25 protein-coding genes and 1 pseudogene are annotated in these 26,238 nt (G+C 68.8%); 5 read left to right on the plus strand and 21 right to left on the minus strand.

Annotated features, from left to right (window positions below; all coding sequences use genetic code 11):
- Nucleotides 1-70: 70 nt before the first annotated feature.
- The 11 genes and pseudogenes from D3H34_RS20745 to D3H34_RS20795 form a co-directional block, all read right to left on the minus strand.
- Nucleotides 71-1,705, minus strand: a complete 1,635-nt coding sequence (locus D3H34_RS20745; protein ID WP_119556138.1) for a nitric oxide reductase activation protein NorD — start codon at nucleotides 1,703-1,705, stop codon at nucleotides 71-73.
- Nucleotides 1,702-2,520, minus strand: a complete 819-nt coding sequence (locus D3H34_RS20750; RefSeq protein WP_119556139.1) for a CbbQ/NirQ/NorQ/GpvN family protein — start codon at nucleotides 2,518-2,520, stop codon at nucleotides 1,702-1,704. The genes D3H34_RS20745 and D3H34_RS20750 overlap by 4 nt, the downstream gene beginning before the upstream one ends.
- Entirely contained in the window at nucleotides 2,517-3,527 is a 1,011-nt protein-coding gene (locus D3H34_RS20755; RefSeq protein ID WP_119556140.1) for an alpha/beta fold hydrolase, read from the minus strand. Before D3H34_RS20755 ends, D3H34_RS20750 begins: the two co-directional genes overlap by 4 nt.
- 11 nt (nucleotides 3,528-3,538) lie before the next feature.
- Nucleotides 3,539-4,576: an aliphatic amidase gene (locus tag D3H34_RS20760; RefSeq protein WP_119556141.1), complete on the minus strand. Its 1,038-nt coding sequence runs from the start codon at nucleotides 4,574-4,576 to the stop codon at nucleotides 3,539-3,541.
- A gap of 39 nt (nucleotides 4,577-4,615) precedes the next feature.
- Nucleotides 4,616-5,305, minus strand: coding sequence for an urea ABC transporter ATP-binding subunit UrtE (urtE, locus tag D3H34_RS20765; RefSeq protein WP_119556142.1), 690 nt, complete (start codon nucleotides 5,303-5,305; stop codon nucleotides 4,616-4,618).
- A gap of 17 nt (nucleotides 5,306-5,322) precedes the next feature.
- Complete coding sequence (urtD, locus tag D3H34_RS20770) at nucleotides 5,323-6,105, minus strand: urea ABC transporter ATP-binding protein UrtD (RefSeq protein WP_119556169.1); 783 nt, start codon at nucleotides 6,103-6,105, stop codon at nucleotides 5,323-5,325.
- 14 nt (nucleotides 6,106-6,119) lie between these two features.
- A complete protein-coding gene (gene urtC, locus D3H34_RS20775) occupies nucleotides 6,120-7,184 on the minus strand; it encodes an urea ABC transporter permease subunit UrtC (RefSeq protein WP_119556143.1) in 1,065 nt (354 codons plus the stop codon).
- Nucleotides 7,185-7,188: 4 nt separating this feature from the next.
- Complete coding sequence (gene urtB / locus D3H34_RS20780; RefSeq protein WP_119556144.1) at nucleotides 7,189-8,091, minus strand: urea ABC transporter permease subunit UrtB; 903 nt, start codon at nucleotides 8,089-8,091, stop codon at nucleotides 7,189-7,191.
- Nucleotides 8,092-8,096: 5 nt separating this feature from the next.
- Nucleotides 8,097-9,290, minus strand: coding sequence for an urea ABC transporter substrate-binding protein (gene urtA / locus D3H34_RS20785; protein WP_119556145.1), 1,194 nt, complete (start codon nucleotides 9,288-9,290; stop codon nucleotides 8,097-8,099).
- A gap of 411 nt (nucleotides 9,291-9,701) precedes the next feature.
- On the minus strand, nucleotides 9,702-10,196 hold the full coding sequence (locus tag D3H34_RS20790) for a hypothetical protein (RefSeq protein ID WP_119556146.1): 495 nt from the start codon (nucleotides 10,194-10,196) through the stop codon (nucleotides 9,702-9,704).
- Nucleotides 10,197-11,151, minus strand: a pseudogene (locus tag D3H34_RS20795) (LysR family transcriptional regulator).
- Nucleotides 11,152-11,246: 95 nt separating this feature from the next.
- On the opposite strand from D3H34_RS20795, the gene D3H34_RS20800 reads away from it, so the two are divergent.
- A complete protein-coding gene (locus tag D3H34_RS20800) occupies nucleotides 11,247-12,236 on the plus strand; it encodes an NAD-dependent epimerase/dehydratase family protein (RefSeq protein ID WP_119556147.1) in 990 nt (329 codons plus the stop codon).
- A 3-nt stretch (nucleotides 12,237-12,239) separates the two neighbouring features.
- Here the strand turns inward: D3H34_RS20800 and D3H34_RS20805 are convergent, their stop codons facing one another.
- The 5 genes from D3H34_RS20805 to D3H34_RS20825 all read right to left on the minus strand — a co-directional run bounded on the left by D3H34_RS20805 (nucleotide 12,240) and on the right by D3H34_RS20825 (nucleotide 16,175).
- On the minus strand, nucleotides 12,240-13,187 hold the full coding sequence (locus D3H34_RS20805) for a glutaminase (protein WP_119556148.1): 948 nt from the start codon (nucleotides 13,185-13,187) through the stop codon (nucleotides 12,240-12,242).
- A complete protein-coding gene (locus D3H34_RS20810) occupies nucleotides 13,184-14,092 on the minus strand; it encodes a DMT family transporter (RefSeq protein ID WP_119556149.1) in 909 nt (302 codons plus the stop codon). Before D3H34_RS20810 ends, D3H34_RS20805 begins: the two co-directional genes overlap by 4 nt.
- A 93-nt stretch (nucleotides 14,093-14,185) precedes the next feature.
- The gene (locus tag D3H34_RS20815) at nucleotides 14,186-14,692 is read right to left on the minus strand and encodes a BON domain-containing protein (RefSeq protein ID WP_119556150.1); all 507 of its coding nucleotides are present in this window, start codon (nucleotides 14,690-14,692) and stop codon (nucleotides 14,186-14,188) included.
- Nucleotides 14,689-15,198, minus strand: a complete 510-nt coding sequence (locus tag D3H34_RS20820) for a flavin reductase family protein (RefSeq protein WP_119556151.1) — start codon at nucleotides 15,196-15,198, stop codon at nucleotides 14,689-14,691. Before D3H34_RS20820 ends, D3H34_RS20815 begins: the two co-directional genes overlap by 4 nt.
- A 50-nt stretch (nucleotides 15,199-15,248) precedes the next feature.
- Entirely contained in the window at nucleotides 15,249-16,175 is a 927-nt protein-coding gene (locus D3H34_RS20825; protein WP_119556152.1) for a LysR family transcriptional regulator, read from the minus strand.
- Between the two features lie 132 nt (nucleotides 16,176-16,307).
- On the opposite strand from D3H34_RS20825, the gene D3H34_RS20830 reads away from it, so the two are divergent.
- Complete coding sequence (locus D3H34_RS20830) at nucleotides 16,308-18,311, plus strand: alkyl/aryl-sulfatase (protein ID WP_119556153.1); 2,004 nt, start codon at nucleotides 16,308-16,310, stop codon at nucleotides 18,309-18,311.
- On the opposite strand, the gene D3H34_RS20835 is transcribed toward D3H34_RS20830, so the two are convergent.
- The gene (locus D3H34_RS20835) at nucleotides 18,293-19,522 is read right to left on the minus strand and encodes a nucleoside recognition domain-containing protein (RefSeq protein WP_119556154.1); all 1,230 of its coding nucleotides are present in this window, start codon (nucleotides 19,520-19,522) and stop codon (nucleotides 18,293-18,295) included. The genes D3H34_RS20830 and D3H34_RS20835 overlap by 19 nt on opposite strands.
- 82 nt (nucleotides 19,523-19,604) lie before the next feature.
- Here D3H34_RS20835 and D3H34_RS20840 point away from each other — a divergent pair, with 82 nt between their 5' ends.
- From D3H34_RS20840 to D3H34_RS20850, 3 genes are all read left to right on the plus strand, one after another.
- Nucleotides 19,605-21,185 carry a phospholipase D family protein gene (locus D3H34_RS20840; RefSeq protein ID WP_286186000.1) on the plus strand — a complete coding sequence of 527 codons (1,581 nt, stop codon included), beginning with the start codon at nucleotides 19,605-19,607 and terminating at the stop codon, nucleotides 21,183-21,185.
- 92 nt (nucleotides 21,186-21,277) lie between these two features.
- Nucleotides 21,278-22,444: an ABC transporter substrate-binding protein gene (locus tag D3H34_RS20845; protein ID WP_119556156.1), complete on the plus strand. Its 1,167-nt coding sequence runs from the start codon at nucleotides 21,278-21,280 to the stop codon at nucleotides 22,442-22,444.
- 101 nt (nucleotides 22,445-22,545) lie between these two features.
- Nucleotides 22,546-22,896, plus strand: a complete 351-nt coding sequence (locus D3H34_RS20850) for a hypothetical protein (RefSeq protein ID WP_119556157.1) — start codon at nucleotides 22,546-22,548, stop codon at nucleotides 22,894-22,896.
- A 4-nt stretch (nucleotides 22,897-22,900) separates the two neighbouring features.
- Here D3H34_RS20850 and D3H34_RS20855 read toward each other — a convergent pair whose 3' ends face one another.
- Genes D3H34_RS20855 through D3H34_RS20870 form a run of 4 tightly spaced genes read right to left on the minus strand, consistent with a single transcriptional unit; the run spans nucleotide 22,901 to nucleotide 26,202 of the window.
- Nucleotides 22,901-23,626, minus strand: a complete 726-nt coding sequence (locus D3H34_RS20855) for an ABC transporter ATP-binding protein (RefSeq protein WP_119556158.1) — start codon at nucleotides 23,624-23,626, stop codon at nucleotides 22,901-22,903.
- Nucleotides 23,619-24,386, minus strand: a complete 768-nt coding sequence (locus D3H34_RS20860; protein ID WP_119556159.1) for an ABC transporter ATP-binding protein — start codon at nucleotides 24,384-24,386, stop codon at nucleotides 23,619-23,621. Before D3H34_RS20860 ends, D3H34_RS20855 begins: the two co-directional genes overlap by 8 nt.
- Entirely contained in the window at nucleotides 24,383-25,345 is a 963-nt protein-coding gene (locus D3H34_RS20865; protein WP_119556160.1) for a branched-chain amino acid ABC transporter permease, read from the minus strand. Before D3H34_RS20865 ends, D3H34_RS20860 begins: the two co-directional genes overlap by 4 nt.
- Nucleotides 25,342-26,202 (minus strand): branched-chain amino acid ABC transporter permease, encoded by an 861-nt coding sequence (locus D3H34_RS20870; RefSeq protein WP_056574479.1) that lies wholly within the window; start codon nucleotides 26,200-26,202, stop codon nucleotides 25,342-25,344. Before D3H34_RS20870 ends, D3H34_RS20865 begins: the two co-directional genes overlap by 4 nt.
- Nucleotides 26,203-26,238: the final 36 nt, after the last annotated feature.

Below are 26,238 nucleotides of genomic sequence, written 5' to 3' on the forward strand. Positions count from 1 at the left end.
TGGGGTGTCTCCTGGATGTGTGGACCCTCATTGTGTGCTCCTCCGAGGCGCTCTTCATTCGGTCGTTCGCTCAACGTGCGGCGGCCAGCCGCGTGCTCATGCGGGCCAGCCGCGCGGGCAGGCTGCGCGCATCGTCGGCGATGCAATAGTTGCGCCAGCCGAAGATGCGCCGCACATAGGCGTCGGCCGCACCGTCCACCGCGATGCAGGCGCTGCGCACGCCGGCATCGCGCGCCTCGGCCACGGCCTGACGGGCGTCTTCGATCAGGTAGTGAGGGTCGTGCACGTCGATGTCCGACGGCGCCCCGTCGGTCACCAGCAGGATCGCGCGCGGCCCCGCGGGTTCGGCCTGCAGGTGCGTGGCCGCATGGCGCAGCGCGGCGCCCATGCGCGTCGAGTAGCGCCCGTGCACCGCGCCGATCATCGCGCGCGAGGGCGCGGCCAGCGGCTGGCCGAATTCGAGCAGGCGGTAGTAATACACCTCGGCGCGCGTGTTCGACGAGAAGCCGTGGATGGCGAGCCGGTCGATGCCGCGCGCGTTCGAGGCGGCCAGCAGCAGCGCGGCCTGCTTCTCCAGGTCGAGCAGCGACACGGCGCCGTCGCCGTGGCCCGGGTCGTTGGCCGACTCCGAGAGATCGAGCAGCACCAGCACGCTCGACGGACGCGGGCCCTTGCCCGGGCGCATGAACAGCCGCGCATCGGGCCGCAGCCGCAGGCGGCGATCGACCAGCACCTCGATGGCGGCGTTCAGGTCGATGTCGTCGCCTTCCCACTGGCGGCGCAGGCGGTGCGTGCGGTCGAGGTGGCGCGCGCGGGGCAGGGCGAGCGGCGCGATGCGCTCGTTGCCGGGCGCGGTCGGCGTGCTGGTTGAACCCAGGCCCTGCCATGCGGGCAGCTTCTCGATCACCGTGCACCAGTCGGGGCGCAGGCGCTCCTGCGTGCGGTCCCACTCGGGGTAGGTGTAGCGGCCGAGTTCCATGTCGGCGAGGCCTTCAGGCGGTGCGCCGCTGCCTTCGTTCGGCGCATCGGAGGGCGGCGGCGGTCGCGCGCCGGTCTGTTGCAAGGCGATGGCTTCGTCGGGCGGCGTTTCGGCTTCGCCGAAGTCCCACAGGTAGCTGTTGTCGTCGCGCCAGGGCATGGGCACGACATGGTCCTGCGGCTCGAAGCGCACGCGCATCTGGCCGAGGTCGTTGGCCAGGATCGAGGCGCCCGCGCGGAAGGCGTCGTAGTCGTCCAGGCCCGCGCGGGCGACGGTCTCGTCGAACAGGCGGCGCGCCTTGTTCACCCAGTGGTTGTCGTCCTGCGCGTCGGGGCACAGCAGCACGCGGTCCATGCGCGCGACCAGTGCGGCGAAGCGCAGGTCCAGCGGGTCGGGCGCGGGCGGAAGTGCGGCGATGAACCAGCCGTGCAGGCCTGGGAAGTCGCGACACAGCAGCCGCTCGGTGCGTGCATCTTCCAGTGCCGAGACCACGGCGATCCCCATGGGCTTGAGCATGCGCGCGGGCCGCGCCGGCGTCGAATGGCGCAGGTGCGCGACCGCATGCGCGACCATCGCGCGGTGCAGGGGCACGGCCTCGTCACCGTCGGGCAACAGCAGCCGGTGGCCCGTGAGCACGGCGCGCGCGCCGGCCAGCGGCTGCACGTCGACGTCGATGCCGGCCAGCCCGCGTGCCAGCAGCGACAGGGCGCCGTGCCCGTCGTTCATCCGAACTGCGCCTCGACAAAACCCTGCAATGCGCTCGCCATGTCGGGGTCGTCGGTGAGGGCGCGCGTCATCGTCATGTCGCAGCTCTCGCGCGGCGACACGCCGTCGCGGATCAGCACGCCCGCGTAGATCAGCATGCGCGTCGACACGCCCTCGTCGAGCCCGCGGTGCTTGAGTTCGCGCGAGCAATGCGCAATGGCCACCAGCTTCGCGGCCAGCGCAGGGTCGATGTCGGCTTCGTGCGCGACGATCTGCGCTTCGAGCGCGCCGTCGGGGTAGTCGAACTCCAACGCCGCGAAGCGTTGGCGCGTCGAAGGCTTCATGTCCTTCGCGCTGCTCTGGTAGCCGGGGTTGTACGAGACCACGAGCTGGAAGTCGGGGTGCGCGTGCACCAGCTCGCCCTTCTTGTCCAGCGGCAGGATGCGGCGCGCGTCGGTCAGCGGGTGGATCACCACGGTGGTGTCCTGCCGCGCCTCGACCACCTCGTCGAGGTAGCAGATGCCGCCGTGGCGCACCGCCAGCGTCAGCGGCCCGTCGTGCCAGGCGGTGCCGTTCGCATCGAGCAGGTAGCGGCCCACGAGGTCCGACGCCGTCATGTCCTCGTTGCACGCGAGCGTGACCAGCGGCCGCCCGAGCGACCACGCCATATGCTCCACGAAGCGCGTCTTGCCGCAGCCGGTCGGGCCCTTGAGGATCAGCGGCATGCGGTGCCGGTAGGCGTGCCCGTACAGCGCCACCTCGTTGCCCGTGGGCCGGTAGAAGGGCTCGGTCTCGATGCGGTAGCTGGCGAGCGGATCGTGGACGGGTGCGTTCATGGCGTGGCGAGCAGTTCCTTGAGGGCGTTGTCGATGAAGCGGGTGTCGACCGGGCTGCTGCCGCCGCCCGCGAAGTGGCCCCACACGCCGGGGATCGGGCGGCACTCGGCGTTCGGCATGTGCGACACCTCCCATTCGTTGTCGGCCACGGGAAAGTACAGGTCGCGCTCGGCGGGCATCACGAGCGCGCGCGCCTGGATGGCGCCCAGCGCTTTCTTGAAGTCGCCCTTGAACACCGGGTTGTCGCTGATGTCGCCGTGCCGCCACGACCACAGCATCGCGAGCAGGTTGTTCGCGTCCTTCTTGAGAAAGAAACCTTCCCAGTAGCCGACCAGGAAGTCTTCGAGCGAGCTGAAGCCCAGCTCGCGCCACAGCTGCTGCATGTAGAAGGGCTGCGACAGGCCCCAGCCCGCGTACACGCGGCCCACTGCACGCAGCCCCTTGCCCGGCGGGGTGGTGTACCAGCCGCCGTTCCACGCCGCATCGGCCGTGAGCGCGGCCTTCACGCCTTCGAGGAACACGATGTTGTGCGGCGCCGTCTTCGCCGAGCCGCAAAAGGGCGCGATGCGCTTCACCATCTCGGGGTACAGGCAGCCCCACTGGTTGGTCTGCTGCGCGCCCATCGACCAGCCCACCACCAGCGCCAGTTGCTCGATGCCGAACTTCTCGGTCACCAGCCGGTGCTGCAGCGTCACGTTGTCGTAGAGCGTGACGTTCGGAAAGCGCGCCAGGTTGTAGGGCTCGGGCGTGTTGCTGGGCGAGGACGACAGGCCGTTGCCCATCATGTTGGGCACGATGATGAAGTACTTCGCCGGGTCCAGTGCCATGCCCGGTCCGATGAGCCATTCGTTGTCATGGTGCTGGCCCGAGTACCAGGTCGGGTAGACGATGGCGTTGCTCTTGTCGGCATTGAGCGTGCCGTAGGTCTTGTAGGCGAGCTTCGCACCGCGCAGGGTGGCGCCCCGCTGCAGAACGACGTCGCCGAGCTCGAAGATGTCGTAGTCCATTGAGGGACGGCTCAGCGGTGCTTCGCGGGCTCGTTCGGGATGCCCTCGATCGGGCACTCGGGCGTTCCCACGGTGCTGCGCGTGAACGACTCGACCATCTCGCGCGTGCCCTCGGGGTCGTTGATCCACTGCGTGTAGAAGTTGTAGGGGCAGGCCGCCACGCCCTTGTCGCCGTCGCCCGAGTTGATGGTGCCGGTGTAGCCGCGGTGCACCAGCTTGAACAGATGGTTCTGCGACTGGCCGTTTTTGCGCGCATCGCGGATCAGCCCCATCGACAGCTCGGCATAGTTGATGCCCATCTCTTCCTCGCCGCATTCGCCGAGCGTGCGGCCGTCGAAGCCGATGAGCGCCGAGTGACCGAAGTACGAGTACACGCCGTCGAAGCCGGCCGCGTTGGCCACCGCCACGTAGGTGTTGTTCATGAAGGCCATGGCCTTGGACACCATGATCTGCTGCTCCTTGGCCGGGTACATGTAGCCCTGGCAGCGGATGATGAGTTCGGCCCCGCGCATCGCGCAGTCGCGCCAGATCTCGGGGTAGTTGCCGTCGTCGCAGATGATGAGGCTCATCTTCATGCCCTTGGGGCCTTCGCTCACGTAGGTGCAGTCGCCCGGGTACCAGCCCTCGATCGGCACCCACGGCATGATCTTGCGGTACTTCTGGACGATCTCACCCTGGTTGTTCATGAGGATCAGCGTGTTGTAGGGCGCCTTGTTCGGGTGCTCCTCGTGGCGCTCGCCGGTGAGCGAAAACACGCCCCACACATTGGCGCGGCGGCAGGCGTCCGCGAAGATCGCGGTCTCCTCGCCGGGAATGGCCGAGGCGGTGTCGTACATCTCCTTGGCGTCGTACATGATCCCGTGCGTGGAGTACTCGGGAAAGATCACCAGGTCCATGCCCGGCAGGCCTTTCTTCATGCCGACCAGCATCTCGCCGATCTTGCGTGCGTTGTCCAGCACCTCGGCCTTGGTGTGAAGGCGGGGCATCTTGTAGTTGACGACCGCGACGCCGACGCAATCGTTGCTGCTCGAAATATCACCATGTCTCATGACGCTGCTCCTGAAGGGGTGGTTGGGAAAGAAAGGGATTCAGACAGTGAGGAAGGACCGGACCTTGTCCTGGTCCAGCGTGGCGCGCGCCTCGTCGTGCACGATGCGGCCGCGGTCGATGACGAGAAAGCGGTCGGCCAGGTCGAGCGCGAAGCTCAGCACCTGCTCCGACACCACGACGGCGAAGCCGCGTTCGGCGCGCAGCACGTTCAGCGTCTGCGCGATCTCCTTGATGATCGAAGGCTGAATGCCTTCGGTGGGCTCGTCGAGGATCAGCACCTTCGGCTCGGAGATCAGCGCGCGCGCAATCGCCAGCATCTGCTGCTGGCCGCCCGAGAGGTTGCCGGCCTTGCGCTGCTTCATGTCCTTGAGCACCGGGAAGAAGCGGTAGAGGTAGTCGGGCACGGTGCGGTGGCCCGAGTTCGCGGCGCCCGAGAGGATGTTCTGCTCCACCGTGAGCAGCGGAAACACCATGCGCCCTTGCGGCACGAAGGCCAGGCCCTGCGCCACGCGCTGGTAGCTCGGCAACGACGTGAGTTCGGTGCCGCCCAGGCGGATGTGGCCGCCGCGCGCCGGCAGCAGGCCGATCAGCGACTTCAGCAGCGTGGTCTTGCCCATGCCGTTGCGGCCCATGATGGCGACCGCCTCGTCGGGTGCGACGCGCAGCGACACATCGCGGATCACGTGCGACTCGCCGTAGGCCACGTTGAGTTCGGAGACTTCGAGCATGTGAGTTTCTCCTTCGCTCAATGACCGAGGTACACGTCGATCACGCGCGGGTCGGCCTGCACCTCGGCGGCCGTGCCTTCGCTGAGCAACCGGCCCTGGTGCAGCACCGTGACGCGGTGCGCGATGCGCTTGACGAAGTCCATGTCGTGCTCGATCACGACCACCGACTTGCCCGTGGAGATGCGCCGCAGCAGGTCGCCCGTCTGCTCGCGTTCGCGCGGGCTCATGCCGGCCACGGGCTCGTCGAGCAACAGCAGCTCGGGCTCCTGCATCAGCAACATGCCGATCTCCAGCCACTGCTTCTGTCCGTGGCTGAGCTGCCCGGCGCGGTGGCCCAGGCGTTCGGCCAGGAAGACCTGCTCGGCCATCGCGTCGATGCGCTCGCGCACGGCGGGCGTGCGGCGAAAGGTCAGCGACTGCAGCAGGCCGTGCATGCGCGGCAGCGAGATCTCGAAGTTCTCGAGCACCGTGAGGTCTTCGTACACCGACGGCGTCTGGAACTTGCGGCCCACGCCGGCGCGCACGATCTCGTACTCGTTCAGGCGGCCCAGGTCCTGGCCGTTGAACAGCACGCGGCCCGCGCTCGGCTTGGTCTTGCCGCACACCATGTCCAGCAGCGTGGTCTTGCCGGCGCCGTTCGGGCCGATGATCACGCGCAGCTCGTTGCGTTCCACCGAGAGGCTCAGCCCGTCCACGGCCTTGAAGCCGTCGAAGGACACGGTGAGGTCCTCGATGCGCAGGATCTGTTCGTTCGACGGCGGCACCGCCGAGGCGGCCTGCGGCAGCGCGCCGTTGGGCATCGTCATCGTCGCGTTCATGGCGCCACCTCCGCAGCGCTTCGTCGTGAAGGACGGCGCATCAGCTTCTCGCCCAGCCCCGCGAGCCCGTTCGGCATCGCCCACACCACGAGGATGAACACCGCGCCCAGCACGTACAGCCAGCCCTCGGGAAAGGTTTCCGACAGGTACGACTTGAGAAAGCCGATGAGCAGCGCGCCGATCACCGCGCCGGGAATCGACAGCCGTCCGCCGACCGCCGCGTAGATCACCATCTCGACCGAGGCCACGACGCCGATCACGCCCGGTGCGATCAGCCCCACCTGCAGGCTGTAGAACGCGCCGCCGATGGCCGACAGCACGGCGGCCACCGCGAACACGAAGGCCTTCATGTGCGCCGTGTTGTAGCCGCTGAAGCGCACGCGGTCTTCCTTGTCGCGGATGGCGATCAGCAGCTTGCCGAAGCGGCTGCGCACGATGGCGAGCGACACCGCCATCACCAGCGCGATGGCCGCCACCTCGACGAAGTAGATCGTGCGCTTGGCCTCGTCGCCCGCGATGTCCCAGCCCAGCAGCGTGCGGAAATCGGTGATGCCGTTGGCACCGCCGGTGTCGCCCTGCTGGCCGACCACCACCACCGTGAGCGTGAGCGCCAGCGACAGCGTGACGATCGCGAAGTACACGCCGCTCACGCGCCGCTTGAAGATCGCGTACGAGAACACGTACGCCAGCACCGCCGGCACCACGAGGATGCCCGCGACCGTCCAGCCCAGCGAGTGGAAGGGCTGCCACCAGGCCGGCAGCTGTTCCACGCTGCTCCACACCATGAAGTCCGGCAGCTCGGGCGCGGAGGCTTCGAGCTTGAGGAACATCGCCATCATGTAGCCGCCCAGGCCGAAGAACATGCCCTGGCCCAGGCTCAGCACGCCGCCGTAGCCCCAGGTGAGCACCACGCCCACCGCGACGAACGCGAAGGCCAGGTACTTGCTCACGAGGTTGAGGCGGAACGCATCGAGCGTGAGCGGCAGCACCACGGCCAGCAGCACCAGCACCGCCGCCATCGCGCCGATGTCGCGCTTGCGTTGAGGAGAAAGACCGTGCATGCGTTCAACTCCTCGAGCGCGTGGCGAACAGGCCGTTGGGCCGGAAGTACAGCACCGCGATCACCAGCAGCAGGATCGTGGCCTTGGCCATCGAGCCGCTCATGAGGTACTCGAGCCAGGTCTGCGACTGCGCGATGGCGAAGCCGGAGAGCGCCGTGCCGATGAGGCTTTGCACGCCGCCGAACACCACCACGATGAACGAGTCCACGATGTACAGCTGGCCCGTGCCGGGGTTGGTCGAGCCGATCATCGTGAACACCGAACCGGCGATGCCCGCCAGGCCCGAGCCCAGTGCGAAGGTCATCGCGTCGACGCGGTGCGTGTCGATGCCCACCGCGCCGGCGATGGCGCGGTTCTGCGTCACCGCGCGCACCTTCAGGCCCCACGGCGTGCGGTACAGCAGCAGGTACACGCCGACAGCGACGAGGGCCGTGAGCCCGACGATGAAGATGCGGTTCAGCGGCAGCTGGATGCCGGCCGTGGGCTCCCACGCCCCCGCCAGCCACGAGGCCAACGGCACGCTCACTTCCTGCGCGCCGAAGATCGAGCGGTAGGCCTGCTGCAGCATGAGGCTCAGGCCCCAGGTGGCCAGCAGGGTGTCCAGCGGCCGGTCGTAGAAGAAGCGGATGAAGCCCCGCTCCAGCACATAGCCGAACGCGAAGGTCACGGCGAACGCGAACGGAATCGCGGCGAACAGGTACAGGTCCATGAAGCCCGGCGCGTAGTGCGCGAAGAAGCGCGCCGCCAGGTAGGTCATGTAGGCGCCCAGCGCCATCAGCTCGCCGTGCGCCATGTTGATGACGCCCATCAGGCCGAACACGATGGCCAGCCCGATGGCCATGAGCAGCAGGATGGTGAACAGGCTCACGCCGTTGAACACCTGCATCACCGCGATGTCGAAGTTCATCGCGTTCAGACCTTCGGGAAGGGGTTGGGCTCGACCAGCTGCGGCGATTCCCACACGATGTCGAACTGGCCGTCGGGCCGCGCACGGCCCACGCGCACCTTCTTCCACACGTGGTGGTTGGTGGCATGGATGCGCACCGTGCCTTCGGGCGCCTCGATCTCCACGCCGCCGGCGGCGGCCGTGACCTTGTCGACGTCGAAGGACTTGGCCTTCTCCACCGCCAGCTTCCACAGGTACACGCTGTTGTAGGCCACCTCCATCGGGTCGCCGATCACGCGGTCCTGCCCGTACTTGGCCTTGAAGGCCTTCACGAACTTCTCGTTGGCCGGCGACTTGATGCTCTGGAAGTAGCCCATGCAGGCGTAGTAGCCCGCGGCGTTGTCCTTGCCGATGCCGTCGATCTCGTTCTCGGACACCACGGTCGACAGCAGCACCTGCTTCGTACCGTCCAGGCCCGCCGCGCGCAGCTGCTTGTAGAAGGCCACGTTCGAGCCGCCCACCACCGTGCTGTAGATGCAGTCGGGCTTGGCGGCCTTGATCTTGTTGATGATTGACGAGAACTCGGTGTGGCCCAGCGGTGCGTACTCCTCGCCGAGCACCTTGCCGCCGGCCTTCGCGATGGCCGGCTTGGCGATCTTGTTGCAGGTGCGCGGGTAGATGTAGTCGGAGCCGACGAGGAAGAAGTTCTTGCCCTTCTCGCGCGCCATCCACTCCACGGCGGCGATCACCGATTGGGTGGCTTCCTGCGACGGGTAGAACACGCGCTTGTCCTGCTCCTGGCCCTCGTAGTAGGTCGGGTAGAACAGCAGCCCCTTGGCCTGGTTGAGCACCGGCAGCAGCGCCTTGCGCGAGGCCGAGGTGTAGCAGCCGATGATGGCCGCGACCTTGTCGCGCTCCAGCAGTTTGCGCGCCTTCTCGGCGAACACGGAGTTCTCGCTCGCGCCGTCCTCCACCACGGCCTCGATCTTCTTGCCGAGCACACCGCCCGCGGCGTTGATCTCTTCGATGGCCAGCTTTTCGGCATCGACCAGCGAGGCCTCGGCGATGGCGATGGTGCCCGAGAGCGAGTGCAGCAGGCCGAGTTTCACGGTGGCGCCGTCCTGCGCGCGGGCCAGGCTAGCCACGCCGCTGGCGGCACCCAGCACGATCATCGAGCCGCCCGTCTTCGCGATCTGGCGGCGGTTGAAAGCGTTCGTCATGTCAAATTCCTTTGCTTTGGTTTTGTGCGAGTCATCAGGAACATCCGACCTTCGGAAGCCGTGCGCCGGGTGTCTCCTCCCGCCGCGCGGCCCCTGCAAACGAGCGCTGTGCTGCCAGTGCTTTTTCTTCGGGCAAAGCTGCGCCACCGGATGACGCGCATCCGTTTTGAAAAGGCGTTGTTGCGACCGAAAAAACAAAAAAGCCCGAACCGGTGGTGAAACCGATTCGGGCTTTATTGCCCGACACCTCGCCGGCAGCACTGGCAGCGGGCGTCGTATGACTGGGAACGATTGCTCGTTGGGGCGGATTCTTCTCGTCTCACCCCCGCGTGAACATACGCTGTTTTGCTAATTGGCGAAAGTGCGGCGCGTGTGCTATTCGCGCGCAGCGCCTGCAGGCGTTAGAGGAGGTCAGCTGCGCGGGCGCGCGTAGTCCGACTCGATCCACGCCGTCGCGCTCGAGGCCGTGAGCCTGAATGCAGGCGACACGTTCACGCTTGCCAGCTCCGAGTCATCGGCATCGTCATAGGCCGTGAGCGTGGCCGAGGGGTTGTCTTCGTCGGGCACGATGGACAGCGCCACGCGCACGCGCTGGTCGTTGCGGGCGGTGACCGTCACGCTCTTGTTGAGCGTGGCGTGCAGCTGTTGCTCATGGCGGCGGATCACCTCGGCGGCGGTCTTCACCAGCGTGTGGAAGGCGGGGGTGTCCAGCGGCTTGGGGTTCTTCTTGTCGCGGCCCATGGTCCAGGGGCCGACGAGCGCGGGCTCGGGGTCGCCGTGGCGGGTCATCTCGACGGCCCAGCCGTCGTCTTCCTCGTTCTTGATGATGCGGGCGGTCCAGCGGTCGTCGCGCCAGAGGCGGTCTTCCTGCAGGGGGATGTGGTCGGGGGAATCGGTCGTCGTCATTCAGAGGGAAGCTTTGGATCTTGCGCGGGGCATTGTCGCCCGGGCCGCAGGCGCCGCTGCCGCGTCAACGTACTGTTGCAAGCCCTCGACCAGCGCATCGAAGGCCACGCGGCAGCGCGGACTGTGGCGCAGGTCTTCGTGCATCGTGACCCAGGTCTCGAGCTTCAGCGAGAGGGCGCGCGGCAGCAGGCGCACCAAGGCCGCGTCGCGCCGCGCCAGGCCGACCTGGCACACGCCGATGCCCGCGCCCGCGCGGACGAGGGCCAGCTGCGCGAGGTCGCTGTCGGTGCGCAGCGCGAAGGTCTCGCGCGTGTAGCCCGTGGCCGACTTGAGCGACTTGATCGCATCGCGCACGAAGGCCGAAGGCTGGTCGTAGCCGATGAGCACATGCGCCGCCAGGTCGTCGGGCGTGCGCGGCGTGCCGTGGCGCGCGAGGTAGCTGGTGTGCGCATGAAAGCCCAGCTCGATGTGGCCGATGCGGCGCGCCACGAGCTGCGCCTGCCGGGGCCGCACCATGCGCACGGCGATGTCGGCCTCGCGCCGCAGCAGGTCCTGCACGCGGTTGGTCGACACCAGCTCGACCTTCAGCGCGGGGTGCGCCTCGCGCAGCCGCGCCACGATGGGCGGCAGCACCTCCACCGCGACCACCTCGCTGACCGACACGCGCACCACGCCGCGCACGCCGTCGCCCTGGCTGCTGGCCGCGCGCTGCAGCGAGGCGGCGGTGCTTTCCATGGCCTCGGCATGCGTGCGCAAGGCCAGCGCGACCTCGGTGGGCAGCAGGCCCACCTGCGAGCGCGTGAAGAGCACCACGCCGAGTGCCTCTTCGAGCGCTGCCACGTGGCGCCCTACGGTGGGCTGGGTGATGCCGAGCGCGCGCCGCGCCCGACAGAGAGCCCTCGCGCAGCACGCCGAGGAAGGAGCGGTACAGCTCCCAGCTGATGTTCCAGGTCATACGGAAATGTATGGCCGATGGGTCATGTTCGGCAATTCCATTCGAACCCCGTCCTGCCCAGAATTCGTCCATCGACCACTGTTCAGGAGCATCTCATGGCACGCAACGACAACACAGTTCTGGTGCTCGGCGCCACGGGCGGCATCGGCGGCGGGGTGGCTCGCCAGCTGCGCGATGCAGGCTGGCAGGTGCGCGCGCTGAAGCGCGGCGCCACCGAAGGCCGGCGCGACGGCATCACCTGGCTGGCCGGCGACGCGATGGACGCGCAGTCCGTGCGGCAGGCCGCGAAGGGCTGCGCGGTCATCGTGCATGCGGTCAATCCGCCGGGCTACCGCCGCTGGTCGGAACTGGTGCTGCCGATGCTCGACCACAGCATCGCCGCCGCCAAGGCGGAAGGCGCAACGCTCGTATTGCCCGGCAACGTCTACAACTTCGGACCCGATGCCTTCCCGGTGCTGGCCGAAGATGCGCCGCAGCATCCCGTCACGCGCAAGGGTGCGATCCGTGTCGAGGCGGAGCGGCGGCTGGAGGCCGCGAGCCGCGAAGGCGCGCGTGTGCTGATCGTGCGCTCCGGCGACTTCTTCGGCCCCAAGGCCGGCAACAACTGGTTCTCGCAGGGGCTGGTGAAGGCGGGAGAGCCGGTGAAGGCCGTGAGTTATCCGGGCAGCCCCGGCGTCGGCCACCTCTGGTCGTACCTGCCGGACGTGGCGCGCACGATGGTCGAGCTGCTGGCGCGGCGCGACCGGCTCGAGGCCTTCGCGTGCTTCCACATGGCCGGCCACTGGGACGCCGATGGCACGCGCATGAGCGATGCGATCCGCCGGGTCGTGGCGCGCCGCACCGGCGCCGAGGTGCCTGTGCGAGCCTTTCCGTGGGGGCTCACGGCGCTGGCAGCGCCCTTCGTGCCGACCTTGCGTGAGCTGCGCGAGATGCGCTACCTGTGGCGCACGCCCGTGGGCATGGACAACGCGAAGCTGGTGGCCTTTCTCGGACGCGAACCGCACACGCCGCTCGACGAGGCCGTCGAGGCTGCGCTGGAGGGCATGGGCTGTCTCAGCGCCCCGCCGGTGGCTGTGACCGCGTAAGTCTCAGAACACCGACAGGCCGGTGCGCGCCACGAACAGCTCCAGGGCCTTCATGCCCAGCAGCGAATTGCCGGTCGCGTCGAGCGCCGGCGACCACACGCACAGCGTGAGCTGGTCGGGCACCACCGCGACGATGCCGCCGCCCACGCCGCTCTTGCAGGGCAGGCCGATCGAGAAGGCCACGTCGCCGGCGGCGTCGTAGGTGCCGCAGGTGAGCATGAGCGAGTTGATGCGCCGCGTCTGCCGCTCGCCCGTGACCTCGGGCTCGCCGGCAATCGGGTGCGCGCCGTCGCGGCACAGGAAGGCCGCGGCGCGCGCGAGCTGGCGGCAGCTCATGCGCAGCGCGCACTGGTGAAAGTAGGTGTCGAGCACCTCGGCCACGTCGTTGTCGATTTTGCCGAAGCTCTTCATGAAGTTGGCCAGCGCGACGTTGCGAAAGCCCGTGTCGGCCTCCGACTGCGCCACCTCGCCGTCGAAGGCGATGGGCTCGCCGCACAGGCTGCTCATGAGCCGGAGGATGTCCGTTTTGGCACTCCCGCCCTTGGCTTTCGCCTGGCTCACGAGCCGGTCGGCCACCGCGATGGCGCCGGCATTGATGAAGGGGTTGCGCGGCTTGCCCTGCTCGTTCTCCAGCTGCACCAGCGAGTTGAACGGGTTGCCCGAGGGTTCGCGCCCGATGCGCTCCCACAGCGCGTCGCCCATGCGTTGCATGGCGAGCGTCAGCGTGAAGAGCTTGGACACGCTCTGGATCGAGAAGGGCGTCTCGAAGTCGCCCGCGCCGGCTTCCTCGCCGTCGCAGGTGCGCAGCGCGATGCCGAACTGCCGCGCGTCGATGCGCGCCAGCGCGGGGATGTAGCTGGCCACGGTGCCGCCCTGGCCGAGCTGGGGCCGCAGGATGGCGACGATCTCGTCGAGGACGGGCTGGAATCGGGTCGGGGTCTTCGTGCTCATGCCAAGCGTTGTACCGCAGGCCGCCGGTTCACCAGCACGATGCCCAGCGCCACGCCGATCAGCGCCACCACCAGCTGCAGCGTCAGCGGCTCCTTCAGCAGCGCCACGCCGAAGATCAGCGCGAACAGCGGGGTGAGAAAGGTGAAGGACGACATCTGCGTGGCCGGGTAGTGCCGCAGCAGCCACATCCACGTGAGGTAGCTCGCGAAGGCGCCCACCACCGTCTGCAGCGCGATGGAGGTCCAGGCCCAGGCGGAGTACGAGAAGCCCCAGCTCTCGCCCAGCGCGAGCGACAGCACGGGGCACACGGCGGCGGTCACGGCCACCTGGTAGAAGAGCGTCTTCTCGGCGCTGGCCGTGGCCAGGCGCGTGGTGCGCAGCGTGAGCGTGGTCAGGCCCCAGAGCATGCCGGCCGCCAGGGCCATGCCGTCGCCGATGAGCTGCGACGAGCTCATGTGGCCGAAGCCCTCGCTGAAGGCCAGCACCACGCCCGCGAAGGCGATGAACAGGCCCAGCCACTGGAAGCCGCGCAGCCGCTCGGCCGGCACCCAGCGCGGCAGCAGCAGCGACACCCAGAAGGGAGCGGTGTAGAGGAACACCGTGAGCCGCGAGGCGCTGGTGTGCTGCAGGCCCAGGTAGATGCCGGCGAATTCGCCCGCGAACAGCAGGCCGGCCAGCAGCCCGGGCCACAGCGTGCCGTCGCGCTCGAACAGCGGCACGCGCCGCACCGCGCACCACAGCCACAGCAGCGTGACGGCGCCGACCATGCGGATCGAGGCCTGCCACAGCGGCGGCACCTCGGTCACGGTGGTCTTGATGAGGATCTGCTGCAGGCCCCAGAACGCGCAGCAGACGATGAGCAGGCCGATGGCCAGGGAGTCGAGGTGGGTCTTGCGCTGGATCATTCGCGGTCAATCGGTGGCGACAGCGGCGGCAAAAGGGCCGCCGAATTCATCCGATGATCGTATCCCGTCGGCGCAATCGCCGTGCGGCGTCGCTCAGTGTCCGGCCTGCGGGTAGGGCGGCTGGCCGCGCGTGCCCACCATCAGGTCGGGCACCACGGTCTCGACGTCGGGCACGGTGCGCGCCGCGCGTTCGAGCCTGCGGGCCAGCGCGGCATCGGGCACGCAGCCCTGAAGGTAGACCCAGCGGCGCTGGATGGTGACCCACACGCTGCCCCGGCGCACGCCCGGCACCGCCTGCAGGGCGGCGCGCACCTTGGGTGCGAGCGGCTTGTCGTAGCGGTAGGCGTTGCTGTCGGTGCACTTGCCGGCGAGCCAGCAACTGGTGCCGCGCTCCAGCCGCGAATGGGTTTGCGCGCGGCGCTCCTCGGCGGTGTAGTAGGGGCCCTGCGGCATGGCGCAGGCGGGCAGGCCGGCCGACACCTGGAAGAACGGATCGTCGAACCAGTTCTGCCGCAGCGGCGATGGCGGCTCGGACGTGCCCTGCGCCGTGGCGATCCGCGCGGCGAGCAGCAGGACGGCCAGCAGCGCGGGGTGCTTCACAAGGGATGCTCGGTATAGAAGCGCCCGCCGTGGAACAGCAGCGGCGAGGCGTCGGCGTCGTGCGTGCAGCGCTCCACCTCGCCCACGAAGATCACGTGGTCGCCCTCGTCGTAGCGGCTGCGGTTGAAGCACTCGAAGCTCGCAGCCGCGCCCTGCAGCACCGGCGCGCCGCCCAGGCCTTCGGTGTAGGCCACGTCGGCCCAGCGGTCGATGTTCTTGGTGGCGAAGCGCTCCGCCAGCGTCTTCTGGTTGGCCGCCAGGATGTTGACCGCGTAGTGCGAGCCGGCGCTCAGCGCCGACATCGAGGCGGCCGCGCGCGCCAGGCTCCACAGCACCAGCGGCGGCGCGAGCGACACCGAGTTGAACGAGTTGGCCGTGAGCCCGACCAGGCTGCCGTCGGCCGCGCGCGCGGTGACGATGGTCACGCCGGTGGCGAACATGCCGAGTGCCTTGCGGAATTCGCCGGGCGAGAAGGTGGGGGGCTGGGCCCGGCGGGAGGTGGTCACGGGAGAACTGACGGCAAGGCGGTGAGCGGCGGAGGAAGGGACATTTTGGCTCAGCCACCATCGCCGCGTTGGAACGGGTCCATCAGCTCGGTCACGAGGCGGGCATAGACCGTGGCCGCAGGCGAGGGCGTGCGCCCCGCCAGCGTCACCAGGCTGTAGTGGGTGCGCATGCGCGACAGGCCGGTCACGGCGAGCGGCACGAGGGCTTCCGTCTCGGCGTCGAGCCCCGGCGCATGGGGTGCGTGAGGCGCAAGGATCACGGCGTTGGCGGTCAGCGCCAGGTGCCGCAGCGTGCCCAGGTCGTCGCAGGTCAGGTTGAAGACGCCGCGATCGCCGCGGTGGTCCAGCTGCCGCTCGAACAGCGCCGCCACCTCGATCGGCAGGCGCGGGCCGGCCACGGGGTGTTCCATGACCTGTGCCAGGGTGACCTTGCCGGGCGTGTCCAGCAACGGGTGCCGCGGTCGCACGAAGAAGGCCACGGGCAGGTCGGGCAGTCGCGTGAGTGTCAGGCCCGACTGCGCCTGCAGATCGCGCGTGTCGGCGACGAACAGGTCGAGCTGACGCCGGTGCAGGCGCTCGCACAGCGTGGCGGTGTCGGCCACTTCCATGCGCACCCGCAGCCGCGGGTGCTGCCGGGTCATCAGCGACAGCGCCGAGCGCCCCAGCGTGCCGGCCGCGAACGGCCCCAGGCCGACGGCGAGCGAGCCGAGGGACAGGTCTTCGAGCTGCTGCACTTCCTGCTGGATCTGCCGCGCGTCGGCGACCAGCTCGCGGGCCCGCGCCAGCACCAGCTCGCCGGCCTGCGTGAAGCGCACGGTGCCGTAGGCGCGGTCGACGAGGCGGGCCTTCAGCGCCTGCTCCAGCGCGTCGATGCTGCGCGACAGCGCGGGCTGCGACAGGTGCACCGCCTGCGCGGCGCGCCCGAAGCTGCCTTGCTCGGCAAGGGCGATCAGGTGCTGGAGGTGGCGCAGCTGCATTTTGCGTTTTGGTTAAAAAGCAAGATCACATTTTGCATTTGCCAAGGGGTTGAGCGCTTCCGAGAATCGGCCACCGCCTCCCGGTGCGTCCCTGCGCCCGGTCGTCCGACAGACCACAACCCCGAGACATCGATGACCCGCATTGCTCCTGCTTTCCCCGCCCGTTTCTCCCTGGCCCTCGTCGCCTGGGCCTGCGCCTTCACCGCCACGGCGCAGCCGGCGGTGGCGCCCAAGGCGGCCGAGCCCGTCACGCTGAAGGCCAATGCCGACATGGCGAAGACGCTGCCCTTTGCCAACCGGCAGGACTTCGAGGACGCGATGCGCGGCTTCATCGGCACCGTGCCCGATGCGCTGGTGACCGGCAGCGGCCCGCGCCCGGTCTGGAACATGAAGCCCTACGACTTCCTGAAGGCGAACGAGGCGGCCGACACGGTCAACCCGAGCCTGTGGCGGCAGGCGCAGCTCAATGCCATCCATGGCCTGTTCAAGGTGACCGACCGGGTCTACCAGGTGCGCGGCTTCGACCTGGCGAACGTCACCATCGTCGAAGGCGACACCTCGCTGATCGTGATCGACCCATTGCTGGCCGCCGAGACCGCGCGCGCCGCGCTCGAGCTGTACTACCAGCACCGCCCGAAGAAGCCGGTGGGCACGGTGATCTACACGCACGGCCATGCCGACCATTTCGGCGGCGTGAAGGGCGTGGTCAGCGAGGCCGACGTGGCCGCCGGCAAGGTGCAGGTGATCGCGCCCTCGGGCTTCATGGAGTCGGCGGTGGCCGAGAACATCCTCGCGGGCAACGCGATGAACCGGCGTTCGCAGTACCAGTTCGGCACGCTGCTGCCGCCGGGCCCGCGCGGGCAGGTCGACACGGGCCTGGGCAAGGCGCTGGCGCGCGGCAGCGTGACGCTGATCGCGCCCACCTCGACGGTCGAGAAGACCACCGAGGAACGCACCATCGACGGCGTGCAGATCGTGTTCCAGCTGGTGCCGGGCTCCGAGGCGCCGTCCGAGATGCTCATGTACCTGCCGCAGTTCCGCGTGCTCAACATGGCCGAGGACGTGACGCACAACATGCACAACCTCTACACGATCCGCGGCGCCGAGGTGCGCGACGGGAACCTGTGGGCCAAATACATCGACGAGGCGCGCGTGGCCTTCGGCGACAAGACCGACGTGCTCATCGCGCAGCACCACTGGCCCACCACGGGCAGCGCGCGCGTCGTCGACCTGCTCAAGAAGCAGCGCGACATGTACAAGTTCATCAACGACCAGTCGCTGCGCCTGCTCAACCACGGCTACACGGCGTCCGAGATCGCCGAGACGCTGCGCATGCCCGCGAGCCTGGAGCAGGAATGGTCCACGCGCGGCTACTACGGCACGCTGCGCCACAACGCGAAGGCGGTCTACCAGAAGTACCTGGGCTGGTACGACGCCAACCCGGCCAACCTGAATCCGCTGCCGCCGGTGGCGCAGGCGAAGAAGACGGTCGAGTACATGGGCGGGGCCGACGCGGTGGTGGCCCGTGCGCGCGAGGACTTCAAGAAGGGCGAGTACCGCTGGGTGGCCAGCGCGATGAGCCAGGTGGTGTACGCCGACCCGGCGAACCGCGCGGCGCGCGAACTCGGCGCCGATGCGCTCGAGCAGCTCGGCTACCAGTCGGAGGCGGGCACCTGGCGCAGCGCCTACCTGGTGGGCGCAATGGAGCTGCGCAACGGCGTGCCGAAGATTGCAGGCGGCAGCAGCGCCAACGCCGACACGCTCAAGGCGGTGAGCAACGAACTGTTCTTCGACTTCCTCGGCGTGCGGCTCGACGCGGCCAAGGCGGAGGGCAAGAAGCTGGTCATCAACTGGAACTTCACCGATTCGAACCAGCAGTTCGTGCTGACGCTGGAGAACTCGGCGCTGACCCACATCGCCGGCCGGCAGCCGGACGCCGACGCCACCGTGACGCTCAGCCGCGCCACGCTCGATGCCGTCACGTTGAAGGAAACGAGCTTTCCCGCGGCGATGCTCACGGGCAAGGTGAAAGTCGACGGCGACCGCGCGAAGCTGGCGGAGCTGATGTCGATGTTCGACACCTTCGAGCCGATGTTCCCGGTGGTCGAGCCCCGCGCTCAGCCGAAGAACCAGTAGCAGACCGCAATGGCGGCCACCACGCCCGCCAGCTCGGCCAGCAGCGCGCAGGACACGGTGTGCCGCGCGCGCTGGATGCCCACGGCGCCGAAGTACACGGCCAGCACGTAGAAGGTGGTCTCGGTGCTGCCCTGGATGGTGGCGGCCACCAGCGCGGGAAAGCTGTCGACGCCCTGCGTCTTCATGGTCTCGATGAGCATCGCGCGCGCCGCGCTGCCCGAGAAGGGTTTGACGAGGGCCGTCGGCATGGCGTCGACGAAGCGCGTGTCCCAGCCGCCCGCCTGCACCAGCCAGCGCAGGCCGTCGAGCGCGACATCGAGGGCGCCCGAGGCGCGCAGCACGCCCACGGCGCACAGCATCGCGACGAGGTAGGGCAGCAGGCTCTTGGCGATGTCGAAGCCTTCCTTCGCGCCCTCGATGAAGCATTCGTAGACCTTGATGCGCCGGATCGCCCCGGCCGCCAGGAACACGATGATCACGCCGAACAGCGTGAGGTTGCCCAAGAGCGACGACAGCGACGCGATGGCCGCAGCCGACAGCGTGCCCAGCAGCGCCATGAAGCCGCCCAGCGCCAGCGCGCCCGGCACCAGGTAGGCCAGCACCACCGGGTCCCACAGCCGCAGGCGCTGCGCCACCGCCACCGTGAGCAGGCCCACCAGCGTCGAGGCGCTCGTGGCCAGCAGGATCGGCAGGAACACCAGCGTCGGGTCGCTCGCGCCTTGCTGCGCCCGGTACATGAAGATGGTGACGGGAAGCAAGGTCAGTGACGAGGCGTTCAGCACCAGGAACAGGATCTGCGCGTTGGTGGCCGTCACGGGGTCGGGGTTCAGGCGCTGCAGCTCCCGCATCGCCTTCAGGCCGATCGGCGTGGCGGCGTTGTCCAGCCCCAGTGCATTGGCCGCGAAGTTCATCGTGATGAGCCCGAGCGCCGGATGCCCCGCCGGCACGCCCGGCATCAGCCGCCGGAACAGCGGCCCGAGCAGGCGCGCGAGCCAGCCGACCAGGCCGGCGGCCTCCGCGATGCGCAGGAAACCCAGCCACAGCGTGAGCGTGCCGAACAGCAGCACCATCACCTCGACGGCCAGCCGCGCCATCGCGAACAGGCTCTCGATCAGCGCCGCGAACACGGTCGGGTCGCCGCCGACGAGCCACCGTCCCAGCGCTGCGAGCGCCGCCACCCCGAAGAACCCCAGCCACAACCCGTTGAGCACGCGTCTTTTCCTTCTTTTCGTTTGCTGCTGTGTGCGCCGCCGATCATAGGGCGGCGCTACAGTGCGACCCATGGCCGCCGCCTTGTCCCGCCTCCGTCGCTTCGTCGTCCTGATGTCGAGCGGGCTGGCCATCGCCTGGCTCGCGGGCTGCGCCAGCCTGCCGCCGCCGCAGGCGCACCCGGTGCTCACGAACGCGATCACCGACGTGGCCGACACCGACCTGGGCCGGCTGGCCGCCAAGGACGCGCCGCAGGGCAGCACGGTGCCACTTTCGGGTTTCCGTCTGCTGCCCGAGGCCGCGTTCGCGTTCGACGCGCGCATCTCGCTGGCGCGGCATGCCGAGAAGTCGCTCGACGTGCAGTACTACCTCATCAGCAACGACGACGTCGGCCTGCTGTTCCTCAAGGAACTGCGCGAGGCCGCGGCGCGCGGCGTGCGTGTGCGGCTGCTGGTGGACGACCTGTACACGGCGGGCGAGGACGAGGTGTTCAGCACCCTCTCGGCCTTCCCGAACATCGAGGTGCGGCTGTTCAACCCGCTGCCTTCGCGCGCGGGCTCGCTGCCCGCGCGGCTGCTGTTCTCGCTGGGCGACTTCAGGCGCATCAACCATCGCATGCACAACAAGCTGCTGGTGGCCGACAACAGCTTCGCGGTCTCGGGCGGGCGCAACATCGCCAACGAGTACTTCATGCGCAGCACGGCGGCGAACTTCATCGACATGGACGTGCTCTCCAGCGGGCCGATCGTGCGCCGCATGTCCGAGGGCTTCGACCGCTACTGGAACAGCGACCATGCGTGGCCCATCGAGCGCATCGTGCCGCAGCGCCTGCCGCTGGAAGAGGCGCAGCGGCGCTTCGACGTGCTGGCGCGCGCGGCCGTGCCCGACGTGCCCATGCAGCAGCGCGACGTGCTGGGCAAGTCGCCGGTCGGCGAGCAGCTCACCACCGGCCGCATCGACCGCTACTGGGCGCCGGCCACGCTGTTCGTGGACGACCCCGACAAGATCACGCGCAAGCCCGAGGCGGCCTACGGCGGCAGCGTGACCGAGGGCGCGCTGGGCGTGATCCAGGCGGCGAAGCACGAGGTGAAGATCGGCTCGCCCTACTTCATTCCGGGCCCGCGCGGCATGGCGATGATGAAGACGGCCATCGAGCAAGGCGGGCGCATCACGGTCGTCACCAATTCGCTGGGTGCCACCGACGAGCCGCTGGCCTACGCGGGCTACGAGCGCTACCGCGCCGACATGCTGAAGATCGGCGTCACCATCTACGAGATCGCGCCCACGCTCAGCGGGCGCTCGGGGCGCTTCGGCGATTTCGGCAAGTCGATCAGCCGGCTGCATGCCAAGCTGGCCATCATCGACGACGAGCGCTTCTTCGTCGGCTCGATGAACCTCGACCACCGCTCGGCCGCGGTCAACACCGAGATGGGGCTCGTGATCGACAGCCCGCTGCTGGTGAAGGACTACGACAAGCTCATGGGCGGCGAGCGCGTCAACCTGGGCTACCGGCTGCGGCTCGCGCCGGGCGGGCGGCGCGTGCAGTGGCTGGAATACGACGACGCCGGCGGCGACATCGTGCACGAGGACGAGCCCGGCGAATTCCTCTGGCTGCGCTTCAAGAACTGGCTGTTGCTGCCCATCGTGGGCGAGGAGTTGTTGTAGACCTTCGGGTTTGTCATGAGCTGTCCGGCGAGGTGCGTTACATTTCTATTTGAAATGTGAACTTTTGTCACCGAACTCTGGAGGCTTTGATCATGACCGTCCCCGTGCCGCGCGAGTCGACCGCGCCGCTTTCCACCAGCCGCCGCCGCGCCCTGTCCGGGCTGGCCGCCACGGCCGCCGCAGCCGGCGCCGGGCTGGGATTTCCGGCGTTCGCGCAGAACCGTGCGATCCGCATCGGGACGACCTTCGACAACAGCAGCGTGGAAAAGGCCAACGGCCAGGGGCTGTACCAGGGCTCCAGCGCGTTCTTCAACGCGCTGAACAAGGCCGGCGGCCTGCACGGCAGCAAGGTCGAGCTCGTGATGGCCGACGACACCTTCAAGCCTGAAGTGGCCAAGGCCAACGCGCTGGCTTTCGAGAAGGACAGCAGCGTGCTCGCGCTGGTGCACCCGCTGGGCACGCGCCAGACGGCCGAGGTGATGGACGCGGTGCCCGGCATGGCCGTGGTGGGCCCCATCACCGGCACCATCGCGCTGCGCAAGAAGACCTCGCCCAACACCTTCTGGGTGCGCGCCAACTACGACCAGGAGGTCGACAAGCTGGTGAGCACGGCCGCCGTGCTGGGCCAGACCCGCATCGGCCTCGTGCACTCGAACGACCCGCTGGGCCAGTCGGTGCTGGCGGCGTTCAAGAACGCGCTGGCCAAGGCCAAGCTGGAGCCGGCGGTGATCGCCACCACGCCCAATACCACGAGCATGGAAGTGGGCCCGGCCGCCGAGGCCATCGCCAAGGCCAAGCCGCAGGTGGTGGTGGTCGGCCTGGCGGGCACGGCGCCCGTGTTCCTGAAGGCGCTGCGCGGCGCGGGCAACAGCAGCTCGGCCTACGGCCTGTCGATCACCGCGAGCGCGCTGTCGGCCATGGGCGATCTCGCCAAGGGCCTGGGCTTCGTGATCGTGGTGCCGTCGCCGTACTCGACCAAGTTCGAGATCGTGCGTCGCTACCAGGCCGACATGCTGGCCAACGGCACCAAGGACTTCTCGCTCACCAGCCTGGAGGGCTACATGAACGCCGCCGTGCTGGCCGAAGGCCTGCGCCGCGCCGGCCCTTCGCCGACGCGCGTCGCGGTGCTCGCCGGCATGGCGAGCATCGAGAGCTTCGATCTCGGCGGCGTGAAGATCAACTACGGCCGCTCCAACCGCGAAGGTGGCCAGTTCGTGGACGTGGCCGTGATCGGCAGCCGCGGCCAGATGCTGAGCTGATGCCGGCGATGCGTACCGCGCGCCGCGGCGCGCGGTAGCGCCTGCCGGTACGCCGGCACGCAGCGGGTCGTTTCGCGCGTGGCACTCCTTACAGTGCGGCCATGACCTTCGAACTCATCATGGCCCTCGCCCTGCTGACGCTGGTGCTGCTGGACCTGGCCCTGTTCTTCCTCGTGCGCTGGGCGGTGCTGCGCGAACACCTCGGCCCGCTAGCGGCCAGCCTTGTCTACGGCCTGTGCCTGGCCCTGGTGCCGTACACCGTGTGGTGGAACCTCGGCACCTACGTGCTGCTGGGGCGGAACACGACCTTCCTCGCACCCGCGGTGGACATCGGCCTCACCTTCCTCCTGTGGGTCTGCCTGTGCCTGTCGTGGGGCGCGAGCGTGATCGCTGGCGGCCTGGCCTCCTGGCGCTTCTTCGCGGGGGCGAGGCGGGTCGGCCTTCTGAACTGAGTGCTCAGCCGGCCGGCGCTTCGGCGATGCCGACGCCCAGCAGGCCTTCGAGCAGGTCCTTGTCGGCCGCGAGCGCCGCGCTCGGGCCCGCATGCACGACGGTGCCGCGCTCCAGCACGATCGCCTGGTGCGTCATGTCGAGCGCCAGCACCGGGTGCTGTTCCACCACGATCGAGGCCAGGCCTTCCGATTCGCACAGGCGCCGGATCGCCGCCGCCAGTTCTTCCACGATGATCGGCGCGAGGCCTTCCATCGGCTCGTCGAGCAGCAGTAGCTTCGGGTTGGTCATCAGCGCGCGGCCGATGGCGAGCATCTGCTGCTCGCCGCCCGAGAGCTGGTTGCCGTAGTTGCCGCGTCGCTCGCGCAGGCGCGGAAAGAACTCGTAGACCCGCTGCAAGGTCCAGCTGCCGGGGCGGGCGATGACCGTGAGGTTCTCTTCCACCGTGAGCGAGGGGAACACCTCGCGCTCCTGCGGCACCCAGCCCAGCCCCGCGCGCACGCGCTGGTGCGAAGGCCAGCGCGTGATGTCGGTGCCCTGCCAGCGGATCGCGCCCTGCATCACGCGGGTGTTGCCCATCAGCGTTTCGAGCAGCGTGGTCTTGCCCACGCCGTTGCGCCCGAGGATGGCCAGGCTTTCGCCGGGCCGCAGCGAGAAGTCGAGGCGGTCGAGGACCACGGCGTTGCCGTAGCCGGCGGTGACGCGGTCGAAAGCGAGTGCAGCTTCAGCCATGGTGATGCGAGCTTCCCAGGTAGACCTCGCGCACGCGCGGGTCGGCGCCGATCTCGGCGGGCGTGCCTTCGGTGAGGATGCGTCCGCCCACCAGCACCGAGATGCGGCGCGCGAAGCGGAACACGAGCTTCATGTCGTGTTCGATGAAGAGCACGCTGATGTCGGCCGGCAGCGCGGCGATGGCTTCGAAGAGTTCGCCGCTCTCGTCTTCCGGCACGCCGGCGGCGGGCTCGTCGAGCAGCAGGATGCGGGGCCTGGCGGCGAGCGCCAGCGCGATCTCCAGCAGCCGCTGCTTGCCATAGGCCAGCTCGGCCACGGGCACGTCGGCGAGGCTGTCGAGCTTCAGCGTGGCGAGCAGCGCATGCGCCTCGTCGAAGACGGCGGTGCAGCCCTTGAGCGGTCGCCACCAGGTGGCGCCCAGGCCTTCGCGCTCGCTGATCGCCAGCACCACCGACAGGAGCGGCGTGAGGCTGGGGAACAGCGTGTTGATCTGGAAGGTGCGCGCCAGCCCCATGCGGGCACGCTTGTCGCCGGGCAGGCGCGTGATGTCGCGCTCGCCGAGGTGGACGCTGCCGCTGGTGGGCTTGAACACGCCCGTGAGCAGGTTGATGAGCGTGGTCTTGCCGGCGCCGTTGGGCCCGATCAGCGCCTGCCGCGCACCGGGTTCGAGCGACAGGTTCACGTCGCTCACGGCCTGGAAGGCGCCGAAGCGGATGCCTAGGTTCTGCGTGCGCAGCGCGTGCGTGGTGCTGGATGTCATCGCGCCTTCCCCGTGCGGACCACGCGCGAGAGCGCGCCCATGATCCCGCCGCGCCCCAGCATGACGGCCGCGATCAGGAAGATGCCGAGCCAGAACATCCAGTACTGCGGGTTCATGTCGGCGAACCAGTCGTGCACCAGCATGTAGACGATGGCGCCGATGAGCCCGCCGTACAGCCGCCCGGTGCCGCCGAGCACCAGGATGATCAGCACCTCGGCCGAGCGGTTGAAGCTGATCGACTCGATGCCGACGAACTGCGTGGTCTGCGCCAGCAGCGCGCCCGCCACGCCGGCCACCGCGGCCGACATCGCATAGGCCATGCGCAGGCGGGCTTCCACCGGCGAGCCGATGGCCGTCATGCGCTTGCGGCTGTCGTGGATGCCGCGCAGTGCCAGGCCGAAGGGCGAGCGCAGCACCAGCCGCACGAGCAGGAACATCGCGAGCACCACGCCGAAGGCATAGCCGAACGCGGTCTTGCCGTAGAGGTCGAACTCGAACAGGCCCAGCACCGGCGCGATCACCACGCCCTGCAGGCCGTCGGTGCCGCCCGTGATGCCCGAGAGGCGGTTGGCCAGCTCGAACAGCAGCACGCACACGCCGATGGTGATCATCAGCCGCGTGAGGTCGGCGCCGCGCACCACGAGGTAGCTCAGCACGTAGCCGAGCAGGCCGCACACGGCGAGGGCGAACAGCAGGCCGGTGAAGGGCTCGCTCCAGCCGTACTTGGCGAGCAGGCCGGCCGCATAGGCGCCCGCGCCGAAGAAGGCGGCGTGGCCCACGGTGAGGATGCCCGCGTAGCCCAGCGCCATGTCCAGCGACACGGCGAAGAGCCCGAAGATCATGATCTGGCTCATCAGCGTGAGCTTGTCGGGCAACAGGAAGAAGCTGGCCGCGAGCGCGAGCCAGAAGGCGATTTCGGCCACGCGCAATTGCGTGGGCGAGAGGCTCAGCGGCTTCATGCCAGCCCCTTCTTGGCGACGATGCCGTTCGGGCGCACCAGCAGCATGACGATCATGAACACGTAGATGAGAAAGGCGCCCGTCTCGGGCAGGTAGTACTTGCCCGCCACGTCGACGATGCCGACCAGCAGCGCCGCGATGAACGGCCCGGTGACGGTGCCCGCGCCGCCCACGCACACCACCATCAGGAAGTAGACGAGGTACTTGAGCGGGAACGACGGCTCCAGCCCCAGCATGCCCAGGCTCAGCGCGCCGCCCAGGCCCGCGAGGCCGCAGCCCAGCGAGAAGGTCAGGAAGAACAGGCGCTGCACGTGGATGCCCGTGCCGCCCGCCACGCGCTGGTTGTCGACGGCGGCGCGCACCATCGCGCCGTAGCGCGTCTTGCCCAGGCCCAGCAGCAGCGCGACCAGCACGGCCACGCCGCAGCCGATCAGGAAGAGGCGATAGCGGCCCACCTCGAGGCCGAGCAGCGACACCTGGCCTTCGAGCGCCTTCGGCAGCGTGAAGGGCTGCATCGTCGGGCCGAAGAAGTAGGTGAACGCGGCGATCGAGACGAACACCACGCCGATCGACAGCAGCACCTGATCGAGCGGATGCGCGCGGTACAGCCGCCGGTAGAACACGAACTCCAGCACCGCACCCGCCAGCGCAGCCGCGATGAAGGCCGCGGCCAGCGAGAGCCCGAAGCCCAGGCCCCACTGGTTCATCAGCACGGCGGCCGCGTAGCCGCCCACCATCGCGAAACTGCCGTGCGCGAGGTTGACGAAATTCATGAGTCCCATCGTGATGGACAGGCCCACGCCGATGAGAAACAGGAGCATGCCGTAGGCCACTCCATCGAAGATCACGATACCCATGAATTTCCTGCTTGCTGCGTGCTGGCTGGCGTTGGC

The organism is Acidovorax cavernicola (genome assembly GCF_003581445.1).

Coding starts and splice junctions, on each gene's coding strand:
- urtC (WP_119556143.1), bottom strand. CDS start 7,184: ATGCACGGTCTTTCTCCTCAACGCAAGCGCGACATCGGCGCGATGGCG.
- urtE (WP_119556142.1), bottom strand. CDS start 5,305: ATGCTCGAAGTCTCCGAACTCAACGTGGCCTACGGCGAGTCGCACGTG.
- D3H34_RS20865 (WP_119556160.1), bottom strand. CDS start 25,345: ATGAAGCCGCTGAGCCTCTCGCCCACGCAATTGCGCGTGGCCGAAATC.
- D3H34_RS20855 (WP_119556158.1), bottom strand. CDS start 23,626: ATGGCTGAAGCTGCACTCGCTTTCGACCGCGTCACCGCCGGCTACGGC.
- D3H34_RS20845 (WP_119556156.1), top strand. CDS start 21,278: ATGACCGTCCCCGTGCCGCGCGAGTCGACCGCGCCGCTTTCCACCAGC.
- D3H34_RS20825 (WP_119556152.1), bottom strand. CDS start 16,175: ATGCAGCTGCGCCACCTCCAGCACCTGATCGCCCTTGCCGAGCAAGGC.
- urtA (WP_119556145.1), bottom strand. CDS start 9,290: ATGACGAACGCTTTCAACCGCCGCCAGATCGCGAAGACGGGCGGCTCG.
- D3H34_RS20750 (WP_119556139.1), bottom strand. CDS start 2,520: ATGAACGCACCCGTCCACGATCCGCTCGCCAGCTACCGCATCGAGACC.
- D3H34_RS20860 (WP_119556159.1), bottom strand. CDS start 24,386: ATGACATCCAGCACCACGCACGCGCTGCGCACGCAGAACCTAGGCATC.
- D3H34_RS20800 (WP_119556147.1), top strand. CDS start 11,247: ATGGCACGCAACGACAACACAGTTCTGGTGCTCGGCGCCACGGGCGGC.
- D3H34_RS20755 (WP_119556140.1), bottom strand. CDS start 3,527: ATGGACTACGACATCTTCGAGCTCGGCGACGTCGTTCTGCAGCGGGGC.
- D3H34_RS20760 (WP_119556141.1), bottom strand. CDS start 4,576: ATGAGACATGGTGATATTTCGAGCAGCAACGATTGCGTCGGCGTCGCG.
- D3H34_RS20870 (WP_056574479.1), bottom strand. CDS start 26,202: ATGGGTATCGTGATCTTCGATGGAGTGGCCTACGGCATGCTCCTGTTT.
- D3H34_RS20745 (WP_119556138.1), bottom strand. CDS start 1,705: ATGAACGACGGGCACGGCGCCCTGTCGCTGCTGGCACGCGGGCTGGCC.
- urtD (WP_119556169.1), bottom strand. CDS start 6,105: ATGCCCAACGGCGCGCTGCCGCAGGCCGCCTCGGCGGTGCCGCCGTCG.
- D3H34_RS20810 (WP_119556149.1), bottom strand. CDS start 14,092: ATGATCCAGCGCAAGACCCACCTCGACTCCCTGGCCATCGGCCTGCTC.
- D3H34_RS20790 (WP_119556146.1), bottom strand. CDS start 10,196: ATGACGACGACCGATTCCCCCGACCACATCCCCCTGCAGGAAGACCGC.
- D3H34_RS20850 (WP_119556157.1), top strand. CDS start 22,546: ATGACCTTCGAACTCATCATGGCCCTCGCCCTGCTGACGCTGGTGCTG.
- urtB (WP_119556144.1), bottom strand. CDS start 8,091: ATGAACTTCGACATCGCGGTGATGCAGGTGTTCAACGGCGTGAGCCTG.
- D3H34_RS20805 (WP_119556148.1), bottom strand. CDS start 13,187: ATGAGCACGAAGACCCCGACCCGATTCCAGCCCGTCCTCGACGAGATC.
- D3H34_RS20830 (WP_119556153.1), top strand. CDS start 16,308: ATGACCCGCATTGCTCCTGCTTTCCCCGCCCGTTTCTCCCTGGCCCTC.